General features: G+C 43.2%; 10 protein-coding genes. 4 read left to right on the forward strand and 6 right to left on the reverse strand.

Annotation, left to right across the window (positions count from 1 at the left end; translation table 11 throughout):
• Positions 1-123 precede the first annotated feature (123 nt).
• The 3 genes from ABJH64_RS01940 (at position 124) to ABJH64_RS01950 (ending at position 5,482) form a co-directional block, all read left to right on the forward strand.
• Positions 124-1,911, forward strand: a complete 1,788-nt coding sequence (locus ABJH64_RS01940) for a DUF1080 domain-containing protein (RefSeq protein WP_348273887.1) — start codon at positions 124-126, stop codon at positions 1,909-1,911.
• Positions 1,912-1,927: 16 nt separating this feature from the next.
• Entirely contained in the window at positions 1,928-3,856 is a 1,929-nt protein-coding gene (locus ABJH64_RS01945; RefSeq protein ID WP_348299341.1) for a c-type cytochrome, read from the forward strand.
• A 327-nt stretch (positions 3,857-4,183) separates the two neighbouring features.
• Positions 4,184-5,482 (forward strand): M28 family peptidase, encoded by a 1,299-nt coding sequence (locus ABJH64_RS01950; RefSeq protein ID WP_348276002.1) that lies wholly within the window; start codon positions 4,184-4,186, stop codon positions 5,480-5,482.
• Positions 5,483-5,764: 282 nt separating this feature from the next.
• On the opposite strand, the gene ABJH64_RS01955 is transcribed toward ABJH64_RS01950, so the two are convergent.
• From ABJH64_RS01955 to ABJH64_RS01975, 5 genes are all read right to left on the reverse strand, one after another.
• Entirely contained in the window at positions 5,765-6,712 is a 948-nt protein-coding gene (locus ABJH64_RS01955; protein WP_348276003.1) for an aldo/keto reductase, read from the reverse strand.
• A gap of 58 nt (positions 6,713-6,770) precedes the next feature.
• The gene (locus tag ABJH64_RS01960; RefSeq protein ID WP_348276004.1) at positions 6,771-8,180 is read right to left on the reverse strand and encodes an NAD-dependent epimerase/dehydratase family protein; all 1,410 of its coding nucleotides are present in this window, start codon (positions 8,178-8,180) and stop codon (positions 6,771-6,773) included.
• A gap of 54 nt (positions 8,181-8,234) precedes the next feature.
• Positions 8,235-9,605 carry a putative oxidoreductase C-terminal domain-containing protein gene (locus ABJH64_RS01965; protein ID WP_348276005.1) on the reverse strand — a complete coding sequence of 457 codons (1,371 nt, stop codon included), beginning with the start codon at positions 9,603-9,605 and terminating at the stop codon, positions 8,235-8,237.
• Positions 9,606-9,799: 194 nt separating this feature from the next.
• The gene (locus tag ABJH64_RS01970) at positions 9,800-11,170 is read right to left on the reverse strand and encodes a Gfo/Idh/MocA family oxidoreductase (RefSeq protein ID WP_348276006.1); all 1,371 of its coding nucleotides are present in this window, start codon (positions 11,168-11,170) and stop codon (positions 9,800-9,802) included.
• Between the two features lie 100 nt (positions 11,171-11,270).
• Positions 11,271-12,239, reverse strand: coding sequence for a PmoA family protein (locus ABJH64_RS01975; protein ID WP_348276007.1), 969 nt, complete (start codon positions 12,237-12,239; stop codon positions 11,271-11,273).
• An 80-nt stretch (positions 12,240-12,319) separates the two neighbouring features.
• Between ABJH64_RS01975 and ABJH64_RS01980 the strand changes: the two genes are divergently transcribed.
• Complete coding sequence (locus ABJH64_RS01980; protein WP_348276008.1) at positions 12,320-13,246, forward strand: ThuA domain-containing protein; 927 nt, start codon at positions 12,320-12,322, stop codon at positions 13,244-13,246.
• Positions 13,247-13,360: 114 nt separating this feature from the next.
• Here ABJH64_RS01980 and ABJH64_RS01985 read toward each other — a convergent pair whose 3' ends face one another.
• The gene (locus ABJH64_RS01985; RefSeq protein ID WP_348276009.1) at positions 13,361-13,702 is read right to left on the reverse strand and encodes a zinc ribbon domain-containing protein YjdM; all 342 of its coding nucleotides are present in this window, start codon (positions 13,700-13,702) and stop codon (positions 13,361-13,363) included.
• Between the last annotated feature and the right edge of the window lie 64 nt (positions 13,703-13,766).

The following is a 13,766-nucleotide window of genomic DNA, read 5'->3' on the forward strand; positions in this document are numbered from 1 at the left end:
AATTAATGATAAGTAGTTGAAAACAAGAAGTTTTGTAGGAAGATCTATATCTTCCTGCAAGACTTCTTTTTATATAAAACCCGATTTAAACCTAATTGTATTTATTTAACCCCAAAAAATCACATGATTTTGAACAAACATGTATGCTTACTCACTACTGCTCTGGCTCTCCAGCTGGGTATCGTGAAAGCACAACAAAACCCTGTCAAGCTAACGCTAGATTCCTTTGAAGGAAATAAGGGAAGCTGGACAGAAGTAGGAAAAGTCTGGGCGGATCCAACAGTTCCTAATACCCTCCAATCCACTGATGGCTCCGGCATCCTAGCAAATCTACCTTCGAAGAAAAAAGCTGGCGTCGATATCACCTCCTTAGAAAAATATGGTGATGTAGATCTTTCCTTAGAGTTCCTGGTCGCTCCTGAATCTAACTCGGGCGTTTATCTTCAGGGAAATTATGAAATCCAAATCCTGGATAGCTGGACCACTACCACGCCAAAACCTGGTGACAACGGTGGAATCTATCAGCGCTGGGACGAAAGCAAGCCTGATGGCCAAAAAGGTTACCAAGGCTATGCTCCTCGACAAAATGTTAGCAAAGCTCCAGGCGTGTGGCAAAAGCTGGAAGTATCATTCCAAGCACCGCGATTTGATGCAGCTGGTAAGAAAATAGAAAACGCTCGCTTTCTATCTGTAAAATTAAACGGTGTGACGATCCACGAAAATCTTGAAGTCTTCGGTCCTACCCGTGGTGCCATGACAGGTACTGACGTAGCCTTGGGACCCTTGAGAATTCAAGGTGATCACGGAGCTGTGGCTTTCAGAAACATTGAAATCACTCCATTCGATGCTGCAATTCCGACCGTTTCAAATGTTAGCTATGAAACTTTTCAAGGTTCATTTACCAATCTGAATGAACTAGCAGGCAAAACACCAAATGCCAAAGGTACCGCTCCTACCCTAAGTGAAGTTCCAGCTGCTGTATCAGATGTCAACCTGACTAAATACACCGCAAACTTGAACGTAAAAGAAGCCGGAGATTATCAACTCAATCTCCAAGTCCCTGGTGGGCTATCTGGTTTGGCAGTAGGAGATGAATCCATCTCTACCCTAACTGACCGTGGAGTGAGAGTCCGCAAATCATTGAAAGCTGGCGATAACACTATTCACATCATTGCTTCCAAAAACAGAAACTGGTCAGTGGATGGATTCAATTTATCTATTTCTGGCACTGGTCTCCGAAACACAGACCTGCTCATATCTGAGGCAGGAGCTTCTCAAGAAACTGACCCTATATTAGTAGATGCAGACGAAACTCCAGTTTTGCGCAGCTTCAGAGATTTTCCGGGAGTGAAGAGGTTGAGTCATGTGGTTTCTGTAGCTAGCAAAGATCAGGTGAATTACGCTTACGACATGGAAACGGGAACATTGATCCAGCTGTGGAGAGGCGAGTTTTTGGATGCCACACCTATGTGGAACAATCGTGGAAATGGCGTTTCTATCCCTCGCGGTGCAGTGATCAACTTGAGTGCTCCGGCAGTGAATGCTCTCAGTGGGGATTTCATTGCTTCAGAGGAATTCAGAACAAAAGGTTATCAGCTAATGGACGGTTCAGAGGATATTGAATTTAAATACCAGCTTGCTGGTCAGACTGTCACCGATAAAATCAAGATGCTTGACACCGGCAAAGGAATTAGCAGGTGGGTGACTGGAATTAGCGATGGGTATTATAAAGTCGCATCTGGAAGTCAGATTCAAAAGATCAAGCCAGGCTATTATTTATTGCCTGAGACTGGTGTGTATTTAGAGTACGATGAATCTACTTTTGGTTCACCTATCACACATGCTACAGATGGTAATGAAGGAATCTTCCTACCTGCAAAAGGTAAAATTGCTTACAATCTTCTCTTTTAAGCCAAAGACCATAAGGATGAAAAATATATTCAAAAATAAATTTACAAAAATTGCCTTCGGCCTTGCAGCAGTGATTCAACTATTGCCAGGACAAGCAGATGCGCAAGAATCTCCCAAAGAAGAGGATTTCTTTAAAATCATGCGCGTCACTGCACCTGAAGGAACCCTGCTGGAAGTAGGCGGCATGACCGTGCTACCCAATGGAGATCTAGGTATAGCCACTCGAAGAGGTGATGTTTTTATCGTAGAGAACCCTACTAGCCCTAAGCCTTTCTTTAGAAAATTTGCCTCTGGCCTGCATGAGATTCTCGGGCTTCATTACGAAGATGGAGCTTTCTACCTTGCGCAAAGAGGCGAACTCACCAAGCTGGTAGATACTGATCAAGACGGTACAGCAGACTTGTATGAGACAGTTTATGCCTGGCCTATCTCTGCCCACTATCATGAATACAGCTTTGGCCCAAAAGTAGGACCTGATGGCTCCTTCTTTGTATCGGCTAACGTCGCCTTTGGTGACCAGGAATGGTGGAGAGGCGAAAGCCGTGTGCCTATGAGAGGCTGGATCATGAAGATCAACCGCGACGGAACCATGGAACCTTATGCAACCGGTATGAGATCCCCAGCCGGGATTGGAATGCTTGGTGACAAGTTGGTCTATACCGAAAACCAAGGTGACTACATCGGTTCTGGCGGACTTTGGTTTGTGGAAAAAGGAGATTTTACTGGACACCCTGCAGGATTGGCTTGGACTGGTCTTCCAAATTCGCCGTTGAAATTGACGACAGAAGAATTCAACCAAGTGGTAGATCCACAGAAAATCCCAAATGGTACTGGAGGATTCAAAAAGCCGGAAAACGTCATCGATGCACCTTACATCACCATGGCTCAAGCTAAAGAAAAGCTTCCTGATTTGAAGTTGCCTGCCGTATGGTTGCCTCATGGTATTCAGGGAATTTCTAACGCAGAACCTATCGTGATTCCAGAAGGACATTTCGGACCTTTTGCAGGCCAAGTACTCATCGGCGATCAAGGTCAAAGTAAAATCATGCGAGTGATTCTCGAAGAAGTTGACGGTGTAATGCAAGGTGCTTCGATAGATTTTAGATCTGGATTTCAGTCCGGTATCTTGAGAATGGCTTGGGCTGCGGATAAGTCTTTATTCATAGGCGAAACCAACCGGGGTTGGGGTTCAGCAGGTGAAGCAAATGAAGGTTTGCAGCGCTTAGTTTGGAACTACAATGTTCCCTTTGAAATGAGAACTGTAAAAGCACAGCCAGATGGATTCCTAATTGAATTCACCAAGCCAGTGAATAAAGCAACTGCTGAAGATTTGACTTCTTACGCAGTAGAAAGCTTCACGTACAAGTATTATCCAGTTTATGGTAGTCCTCCTGTTGACAACAAAACCTTGAAAATCTTAGGAGTAGAAGTAGCCCCTGATGGTATGTCTGCTAGAATTGCAGTTGAGGGCTTGAGAGAGGATTATGTGCACAAAATCAGCCTAAACGGTGTGAGAGCTCTGGACGGAAGTTTCTCTTTGGTACATCCAGATGCATATTATACCCTACATAATATTCCAGCTGGCGACAAGATGATGATTAAGCTCACTCCTGCTCAGGCTAGCACTAAAGAAGCAGCACCTGCTGCTCAACCTGCACAGCCGAAAAAGCCAGTGACCCCAAGTGGAATTCCTTCGGAAGCAGAGATCAAAACTATCTTGGCCGCCAACACCTGCTCTGCTTGTCACATGAAGGACAAAAAGGTAATCGGCCCGGCTTATGATGAGGTGGCCAAAAGAAGATATTCCAATGAGCGAATAGTAGAATTAATCTACAATCCAGAACCACAAAACTGGCCTGATTATGCTACCCCTATGCCTCCTATGGCGCAAGTTTCCAAAGAAGACGCTATGAAAATAGCCAAGTGGATAAATTCCTTGAGATAAAAAAGTCAGCCTTATACTAGAAGAAGGTTGAGGTATAGATTTGACAAGTCAAATGATTCATTAAAAAAGCTTAGCGATTCAATTCGCTAAGCTTTTTTGCTTATACAACCTTCATCCGGAAACAGTCATCGAAGAGGTATAAAAGCGTGTAAATTCCAACGGAAACAAACGCTCAACCTAGAAAAATTGGGGGCGTATTTCTACCCGATTCGAAACCTCAAGGTATTTATTGTCTTGTTGTACCATTTATATAAACGACTAGATTTTTTACCCAAAACAGCTAATATTTGTCCTCCACCCTTTCATCCAAGTTTAACTCCTTATCCTATGAAAAAAACATTCCTATCGTTGACTATTCTGTGCGCAGGTTTATATTCTTGTTCACCCAAAATAGCCTCTCTCATCAATCCCGCGGAGGTAGAGCGAATAGAAAGAGTTTTGTCAGCCGATGAAATGAAAGGAAGAGCACTCTTCTCCCCTGAGTTGGATAAAGCAGCGGAATTTATTGCAGGTGAGTTTCAGAAAAGTGGCTTAGAATTTTTTGGAGAAAACGATTCCTACTTGCAGACTTTTTCCATGATCCAAACTAGCCCAAAGGAAATCAGCGGAACCTTAGACAATGAGGCATTAAATTCCAGCAATGTGATCGTCAACACTACCGCGACCACTCTTTCAGCTAAGTCTTTGACAGACTATGAAGTGGTCAGAGTGGCTAAGGATGCCAACTTCAATCAATTGGCTACACCAGCATTTCGAAGCAAAAAGAATATGCTAATCTTGATAGATCCTGCTCATGCAGCTAGCTACGCTAGATTGAGCCGAAATGCCGGCAGAGCGAAATTCCCCACTGAATACACTCAGGTGTTTATTTTGACAGAAAACCTAGATCCAAAGGCTATCGACCTCTCGGTCATCAATCAGGTGAAGGAGCAAAAACTGCAAAACGTAGTAGGCGTGATCCCAGGCAAATCATTAAAAGATGAATACGTGGTTTTTGGTGCGCATTACGATCATATCGGCATAGGCAGACCTGACGCCAACAACGATAGTATCTATAACGGAGCCAACGACGATGCCGCCGGCACTACCGCAGTGATGATGCTGGGCAAGTATTTCAACCAACTAAAAGACAACGAACGAACCTTGATCTTTGTGGCTTTCACGGCTGAAGAATCTGGTGGGTTTGGTGCGATATACTTCTCTGAACAGCTAGATCCTGACCAAGTCATGGCCATGGTCAACATAGAGATGATTGGCACAGAGAGTAAATGGGGAACCAATTCCGCCTACATTACGGGATATGAGAAAAGCTCCATGGGAGAAATACTTCAGAAAAACCTTACAGGATCAAAGTTTCATTTTGAGCCAGACCCCTATCCGAAGCAGAATCTTTTTTATAGAAGTGACAACAGAACCCTGGCAGCACTTGGTGTCCCTGCGCATACTATCTCCACTGCCAAAATGGATGAAATGCCAAACAATGAGCCAAATTACCACAAGCCAAGTGACGAGATAGAAACCCTTGACATAGCAAACATGACAGAGATCATCAAGGCAATCGCCCTAAGCAGCAAGACAATTATAAGCGGAAAAGATACTCCAACTAGGGTAGAGAAATTGGAATGATTTGCTGTAAGGAATACATACTCGAAACGGGTAAAAAATTAGGGGCGAACTATTTTCGCCCCTAATTTTTTAACAAACTCCATAAATTTCATCTGGAGCATCTAAAACGCTTTTTAAGAATCATAATGATTATTGCTTTTCCAACACTGTGGAGAAAAAACCAAGGATGAATGTTTAACTTAAAAGTCGAGGTGCTCCGGTCATCCTTCATCGGTCTTTATACCAGCTATGGAAAGAATATCAACTCACTGGTATCTTGGCCACTAATCAGCTTACGAATTTCTAATCAAACAAATCCGACAATTCGTATGGGCTATTTTCTCCTGTGAAAAAAGAACCATCAATAAAGCGATGAGAAATCCCAATATCTCGAAGCTCCATCATATCGTGATCGTCCAGGGTGATTTTGGCAGCAGCCAAGTTCCCAATGATCCGCTCCTTATTTACTGACTTAGGGATTACGGCTATTTCGCGCGCGATAGACCATGCAATCAAGAGTTGGCCTTCCCCTACTTTATGCTTATTCGCAATTTCTTTGACAACAGGATCCTCAAGTAATTTGGGATCATTTGCATGTTTTTCTGCTCTAGAGTCTGGTGAGCCTAATGGTGAATAAGCAGTGAGCAAGATTCCATTTTCCCTACAAAATTGCGCTAAAGCTCGTTGTGGCAGATAAGGCTGCATTTCTACCTGATTCATTTCTGGTTTCTGCCCCTCCAGCTCCAATAACTCTGTTAATTTTTCTTGATTGAAATTGGATACGCCAATATGCTTGGCAAACCCTTTTTCCTTCACCTCTTGCATTGCTAGCCAAGTTTCACGCAGCGGAACTTCCTCATAGGTATAAAAATCTTCTCGCTCTTTGGGAAATCCTACCCCTTCCTTGAAGGAAATAGGCCAGTGAATCAGATATAAATCCACATAATCTAACTTCAAATCTGAAAGAGATTTCTGCAAAGCGGGCAATACCTGCTCCTTTCTATGGGAATTGTTCCAAAGCTTTGAAGTCACAAAAAGCTCCTCACGCTTCACCAAGCCTTCTGCTATAGCCTTGCTGATTCCTTCCCCTACTTCATTCTCATTTTGATACACAGCAGCACAATCGATATGTCTATATCCTGCCTCTATCGCCCAATACACTGCCTGACTGACTTCTCCTGGTTTGCTTTTCCATGTCCCTAATCCTAGGATTGGAAGCTTATCTCCGTTCTTAAAACTTAAGTTTTTCATGATATTAAAAATTTACTTGGTTGAAACTGTTCTATTTTAAAAGCAAAATTCACTCAAATTAATTCAGACGATTTTGCAAATATTTTTTAAATCTATTCATCACCCACAGATGAATTCTAGCTTGGGTATTCACATATATCAACCAAGGCAACCTCGGTACAAACTCATGGATAGCCGTGATGATGTACTTATTATCCAATACCCCACGAAATTCCAGCCATCCGTGATCGAAGCGCTTCACCAGCCAACCTCCTGAAATATAGAACAACTGACGGTTCACCTCGCTTCTGTCGGGGATCATGGTCAGTTGAAGCATGGGATTTTTCTTGCTCCAGAGGAAATAGAAGACAATTTCTCCAGATTCTAGCATTTCACCATTGATCCAAAACTTGAAAAATGTAGGAAGCCAGATATTATATCGTTGCGCTACCCAAGTGGCCGTATTACCCTCTGGATTGGCCATTCGCTGTATGCTTCGAACGGTATTTTTCACTTTTTCCTGCGGAAAAAAACTTGGCTCCAAAAGCTCAATATCAGAATCAAGTGCCTCTCTTACTGATTCTTGATAAGTAAGATAGGCGATGTTTTTTTCGCGAAATTTAAGTTCCTCCGACACGGTAAGTGTATGCCTCAGACTTTCCACCAGTGGAGAGACAAGCTGGGGCGGTGACTCACCAAACAAGCCAACCCACAGTTTGGATAAACCAAGGGAAAAAACCGGAACTGAAAAAACTAGTCGCTTCTTTCCCATCTCCTCCGCGGTGATTTCGAGCATTTTTCTATAAGAAATCACCTCAGGATTCCCTATTTCTATCGCCTGCCCATAGACATTTTTATTAGCCACACAGGTATCAATGATATCTAAAGTGTCCCGTAGCGAGATGGGCTGAGTCAAGGACTCGGTCCATTGTGGGCACATCAGGACGGGTAGATTTTTGACCAGATTCTTAATCATATCGAAGGAAGAACCTCCCGGACCTACAATGATCGAAGCTCTAATCGCAGTAAGTTTGGCTGATCGTGACCCTAGCGTCTCCTCCACTTCTAGTCGACTTCTCAAATGTCTGGAAAGCTTCTCTCCTGTTTCCTTGGGTAAAAGACCACCCAGATAGATGATCTGTTTTACTTTGTTGAGATGAGCTGCACGACTGAAGTTATCCGCCAAAAGCAGATCTGTATCCTCGAAACTTCCTTGATTCAGGCGGGTGGAAGCATTCATCGAGTGAACCAGGTAAATGGCTACATCCACGCCTTTCAACACTTCCACAGTGCTGGATATGGAATATAATTCGACCTGCTTCCAAGTCACTTCAGGATAGGGATTGTCCTTGATTTTCTTTCGACTCAGCGCTATGATATGGTATTTATGCCGAAAATGATGAATAAACCATCGTCCCACATAGCCGCCAGCACCGGCGATAGCCACGGTTGGCTTGGACACAGAAATAGGTTGATCAGTTAATCCCATAAGTTTGAAGCTTAACTAACCAACCTATTAAATACTATTCCTGTTCAGGGAAATCTATTTTTCTTCTGCTTTTCTCAATCCTTCAGTAGTTGTGAAGTACTTTACAATCATGTTTGGCACCTCCCAGGAAGGCATATTTTTGTTGGTAAAATACTCCAAATACTTCTCCGTAACCTGAGCAAAGTGAGCCTCGTGCCCATTGTGGTACTCAGCAGGAATCAGGATTTTGTAGTTACCCACACCAGTTTTCTCTAAATCAAGCCCAGGAAATCTATCCTGAAGTTGTTCTTTTACCAAAGTAGTCAACGCTTCATCTTGGCCATCCAAAAGCTCTACATATAAAGTAGCTACGTAGCCTTCTGCTTCACCCTGCCGGATAATTAGATTGGCTTTCGTTCCACGCATCATGCTGTAATGCGTATCCGCTGCTCCTTCTGGCGCTTGATAATTCCAAATCACACTTACTTTAGAATGCACTCCCTTCAGGGTATAATTCATCTCCCCATTACTATTGACACGCAGCTTATTGTCGCTCACATTTTTCAATAGAAAATCGGAGAACGAATCTTTTCCAGTCACCAACTTGAATTGTTCCAAATCCATCTCAGTGGCCCAAAGCTTAGCTTCCAGCATCTGCACATCGGTAGTATCCAGAGTTACACTAGGAAAAGCCTCCCATTGAATCAGATCCACCAGATGCGTAGTCACATCCACGATTCCAGTCCCTTCGATATCCGTATCGAAAAACCAATCCGGACGAACTAGTGGTTTTCCTGAGACATACTTGAAGAAATGGTGTACGGACTCTTTGGTGATAGCAGGATTATCCAGTGTGCCCTTTTCCAATTCTCCGAAAACAGCAGGAACCATAGAAAGCTCTTTTTGCAAAATGGTACTGATCTCAAACCGTTCCGTCATGATATCATAAAGGAGCAAATCTTTCTGTTCAGCTTCCTCGAAGGCCTTCAGGAGTTTCTGAAAACCTTCTTTATTGATAACCAGTGGTTTGTCCGCATAGACATTGATCCCGTTAGAGATAGCAGAAGTGATGTAGTCAATCTTGCGATCGTTTTTACCTGCCACCATCATCACATTCCCAGGTTTGGTAGAGATCATCTTTGCCAAATAATCATCGCCAGTACTGACTTGTAAGTTCCAAGCAGTAGGATCTTCCTCACGCTCATTGTATCCAGCAAGGCGAGTCATGTAGTCCTTAAGTTCTGGCCCCTCAGGAGCAAAAACATAGACAGTAGAATCCACTTGCGGATACATGGATTTGTGGATTAGGCCGGCATGAAAATGACCCGGATCTAGAGACATGATCGTGATCTCAGCAGAGGATTCAGTAGTTTGATTCACATGTTCTTTATTTTCGCAGGAAAGTAATAATCCTGCTGCAATAGCTACCAGAGCTGTATTTTTCAAAATGTAAACGAGTTAAGTTTTATATATAATTTTTATGACTATCCGTAACTCCACAATGAGACAAATTCTCTTTGTATTAGGGGTTGGAAGACGGATGACGGAAGACCTAGGCAGATGAGAGAAGTGAGGGTAGGATTTTTACTCCTGTCTATCTTCTTCCGACTTCTGTCTCCTTTCTTACTGCATATCAAATCCTAAAATTTAATTTGGTTTGTGCCATAGGGGGCTCTCTGTGGTCTTTCCAACATGGAGTTAGCTTCTGCATCTCCTATAAATTGCTCAGTATTGGCATCCCACTCCAGCTTTCTTCCTAGCTTCATAGAGATGTGCGTCAGTAAGCAAACAGAGCAAGAGCGATGGCCTATTTCTACCGGAGACAGCAATTCATTATTTCCTTGAATAGCTCCCAGCCAGTTGCCATGATGCTCACTGCTTCTAATCAGCTGGATTTCATCAGGGCCTATGACAGATTGTAAAATCTTAGGGTCAGACGCGTCCAATGCTTTGGCACTATTTCCTTTAGCTACTGGATCTGAGGCAGAAGCTACGTAGTTGCCACGAGACACCCAAATCCATCCTTCTGTACCTTCGTAGCGAATACCATTCGGGTAGCCTCCACCTGTGTACATGATGATTCCATTGTCATATTCTGCTTTTGAGTAGAAATCTCCATGTACGTTCCAAAGCCCTGACTGAGGAAACTCAGCCACTGCCTGAATGTAGCGTGGACCTGTCAATTCTGTATCCATTCCCCAAGCTGCCGAATCGTAGTGATGCTGACCCCATCCGGTGATCATTCCTGCCCCAAACTGTTCTCTTCTCAACCAACCCGGTCTATCATAGCCTGATTCAGGATGCACACCAATCTCAGTATAAGGAACCTCAGGCGTAGATCCCAACCACATGTCATAATTCAAGCTTTTTGGAATAGGCATAGGGGCTGCTTCTGGTCCAGCTGGATCTCCCGGAAGACCAACTTTCACGGTATGCAGTCTTCCGATTCGGCCATTTCTGACAAGTTCGGCAGCGATTCGGAACTGCTCGCTCGAACGCTGCTGCGTACCCAACTGAAGAACCGTACCAGCTTTATTGACAGCTTCGACCAACTGTCGCCCTTCGCGAATAGTCAGGGAAGTAGGTTTTTGTACATAAACGTGTTTGCCAGCCAAAGATGCTTCCATCGCTGGCTGAGAGTGCCAGTGATCTGGTGTACTGATCACGATCGCATCTATATCTTTATTTTGAAGCATATCCTTGTAGTCACCGTATTGTTTTACATCCAGATAGGCTTTTCCCATTTTCTTGGTGTAGTAATTCTCCACCCATTTTTTACCGTCGTCCATACGATTGCTATCCAAATCCGATACTGCAACGATACGGGCCACATCATGCTGCCACACTCCCGGCAAGTCATGATCTCGTGCTATTCTACCACAACCGATTTGACCCACATTGATTTTATTACTTGGAGCATTTTTCCCAAAAACTGACGCAGGTACTATCGTGGGGAAACCTATAGCCGCACTGGCTAGGGCGCTGTTCTTAATAAATTCTCTTCTTTTCATTTTACTACAGGGTTAATTATTACTAGGGTATTATTATTGGCTAAAAGGAAATTCTCAAAAATTACTTCAGACAGGTGACTGCTTATAAATAGGTGGAGCGTCATTTCACAAAGGCAGACCAGTAAGCGTTTGCTTCCTCGGCAGTCATCTCACCATCGAATACAATCATTCGATATTTGAGGGTGTAGCGCTGGTTTGGCAGAAGCTCCCAGGAATCATGACGGATAGGAGTGAATTCAATAAAGACATTTCCAATACCATTATAATTATTTTCTGGCCAAACCCGAAGTGGTTCGGGGTGAGATTTATTGGTATTGTGACTTAGAAACAGTATTCCACTCTTACCAGAAGGATCATCCGTTTGGCCTTGGACGATAATCCATTTGGTATTTGTGCCATCAGCGGTTTTCCGAGTATCTCCATCTGCCGTTAGAATGGTGCTATTGTCTGTTCCCCATCTCTCGGTAGCTCTAAAGCCTATTCCACCACCATATCGATAATCATCCAGCAGAATTCCACCGGGAATATCCGTTTCGATGGTAGTGGTATAGTCCACCATATATCGTCCTTTGTCAGCCGGCTTTACTTTGATGCGGAGATCTTCGGCTATAGCAATACGCTCCGATTCTGGCGCTTTCAAATCAATATGGTTTTGACGGACATTTAGCTCCGCTGCACCACCTGCTTCCTTCTTTGAAAGGACATGAGAAAAGTCCACTCTTCCTTTTTGGTCACCCAAATTCCAGAAGTCAACCTCCCTCCCACTGATGGTAGCACGGGTCCAAGGCCCCCAAATTCCGTAGTGATGGTAGTGGTCTTTTGGTTGAATTCTAGTGAGTGTCTGACCCGATGGAGACTTCAAGGGATGAATAAATCCAGATTTTGCAAAATCTTTTTTCACACCTTCGGGGACGTCCGCGACAGCAGTTTGATAGGTTAGAACTGACTGATTACCAATCACGAAATCAATTCCGCTAGAGGTCTCTTTCAGGGTTACTTTTTGTGCAAAAACCACCACCAGTAAGCACTGATAAACAGCCAGTACGCAGAAAATCCTTTTGAATATCATATAAAAATCAGGTTATTGGGATCGAGTTTTAAAGATAGAGAAACTAAAATAACGACTAACCCCATTCATCCAAATTGGCCATGAAGAAGATTATTATCTACGGAATCGTTTTCCTAGCAAGCATCAATTTTGCCCTTGCTCAAAACCCTAAAGAGATCCCATTGGATCAAGCTTGGAAAGACAAAATCACAGAGTTGGCTCCAGATAAAGCCAATTTTCCAAGTAAAAAGAAAAAGAACATCTTGGTGTTTTCGCTACATACAGGATTCTGGCATTGGGTGAATCCGCATACGGCAGCTATGATAGAGATTCTAGGAGAGAAAAGTGGAGCTTTTGATGTCACCATCAGTACAGACATCGCGATGATGGAAAAAGCCATGTTGAATGAATTTGATGCTGTTGTGTTTGATAACACTAACTCTAAGCCTAAATACAGAAACTTGTTTGTGGACGTCTTCAGCGAAGATGCTTCACTAGATAGCGTAGCTGTATGGAAAAAGGCCAATGAATTGGAAAATAACATCATCCAATACGTGAAAAAAGGTGGGGGAATCCTATTGGTACATGGAGGTAACACCATGCTGAACAACTCCATGGAATTCTCCAAATTGACTGGAGGTAGCTTTGACTATCACACCAAGCAGCAGGCGTTCCAAGTTAGAATTGAAGATCCTACACACCCATTGACCAAATCCCTTCCTGCCGATGGGTACTACCATGTGGACGAGCCTTATTTCTACAAGAACGCTTACGATGACTTGGATTTCCAACCGCTCACCTACTTCAACAACGCGGAAATAGAAGGCCAGAGAAAAGGTTCTGAGAAAACTTCAGGCAAAACCTACGTGTCTTGGATCAGAAAAGATGGAAAGGGAAGAGCAATGTACATCTCCACTTCGCATAATGCGCAAAGTTTTGAAAACGCCGATATCCTAGCCTACTTCTTAGATGCACTTCAGTACGTAGCTGGAGATGTAAAGGTGGACTATAAGCCGATTGGTAAGTGAAAAATTTGAAGTTTGAAATTTAGAATTTGAGATTTCTAAAAAGCCCAGTAGTTGAACTATATACTCGTTCAATTACTGGGCTTTTTTAATTCAAACATCAGAAAACTTAAATCTTTAAGCCTTCTTCACAAACTCACTTTTCAGCGCCATCGAGCCAAAGCCATCGATCTTGCAGTCGATATTATGATCTCCTTCTACCAGGCGAATGCTCTTCACTTTTGTGCCAGCTTTGATTGGTTTTGGTGCACCTTTTACCGGAAGATCTTTAATGATCGTCACTGCATCACCATCTACCAAGACGGTTCCATTAGAATCTTTAACTTCCAAACCTTCAACAACTTCTTCTAATGTCTCACCTAGCATCCACTCAAAACTGCACTCAGGGCAAATCATTTTTCTATCTAGCTCATAGCCATAGGGAGAATTGCAAGCGGGACAAGGAGGTGTATTTTGCATGTCGCGAAGTTAAGGAAATATGCCTAATGGATTAAATGAAATCTTCGTACTAGAGTCAGAGCCC

The organism is Algoriphagus sp., from assembly GCF_039969895.1.
GTDB lineage: Bacteria > Bacteroidota > Bacteroidia > Cytophagales > Cyclobacteriaceae > Algoriphagus.

Bases quoted from the DNA above. Each gene is read 5' to 3' on its own strand.
- ABJH64_RS01940 (WP_348273887.1), top strand. From the start codon at position 124: ATGATTTTGAACAAACATGTATGCTTACTCACTACTGCTCTGGCTCTC.
- ABJH64_RS01945 (WP_348299341.1), top strand. From the start codon at position 1,928: ATGAAAAATATATTCAAAAATAAATTTACAAAAATTGCCTTCGGCCTT.
- ABJH64_RS01950 (WP_348276002.1), top strand. From the start codon at position 4,184: ATGAAAAAAACATTCCTATCGTTGACTATTCTGTGCGCAGGTTTATAT.
- ABJH64_RS01955 (WP_348276003.1), bottom strand. From the start codon at position 6,712: ATGAAAAACTTAAGTTTTAAGAACGGAGATAAGCTTCCAATCCTAGGA.
- ABJH64_RS01960 (WP_348276004.1), bottom strand. From the start codon at position 8,180: ATGGGATTAACTGATCAACCTATTTCTGTGTCCAAGCCAACCGTGGCT.
- ABJH64_RS01970 (WP_348276006.1), bottom strand. From the start codon at position 11,170: ATGAAAAGAAGAGAATTTATTAAGAACAGCGCCCTAGCCAGTGCGGCT.
- ABJH64_RS01975 (WP_348276007.1), bottom strand. From the start codon at position 12,239: ATGATATTCAAAAGGATTTTCTGCGTACTGGCTGTTTATCAGTGCTTA.
- ABJH64_RS01980 (WP_348276008.1), top strand. From the start codon at position 12,320: ATGAAGAAGATTATTATCTACGGAATCGTTTTCCTAGCAAGCATCAAT.
- ABJH64_RS01985 (WP_348276009.1), bottom strand. From the start codon at position 13,702: ATGCAAAATACACCTCCTTGTCCCGCTTGCAATTCTCCCTATGGCTAT.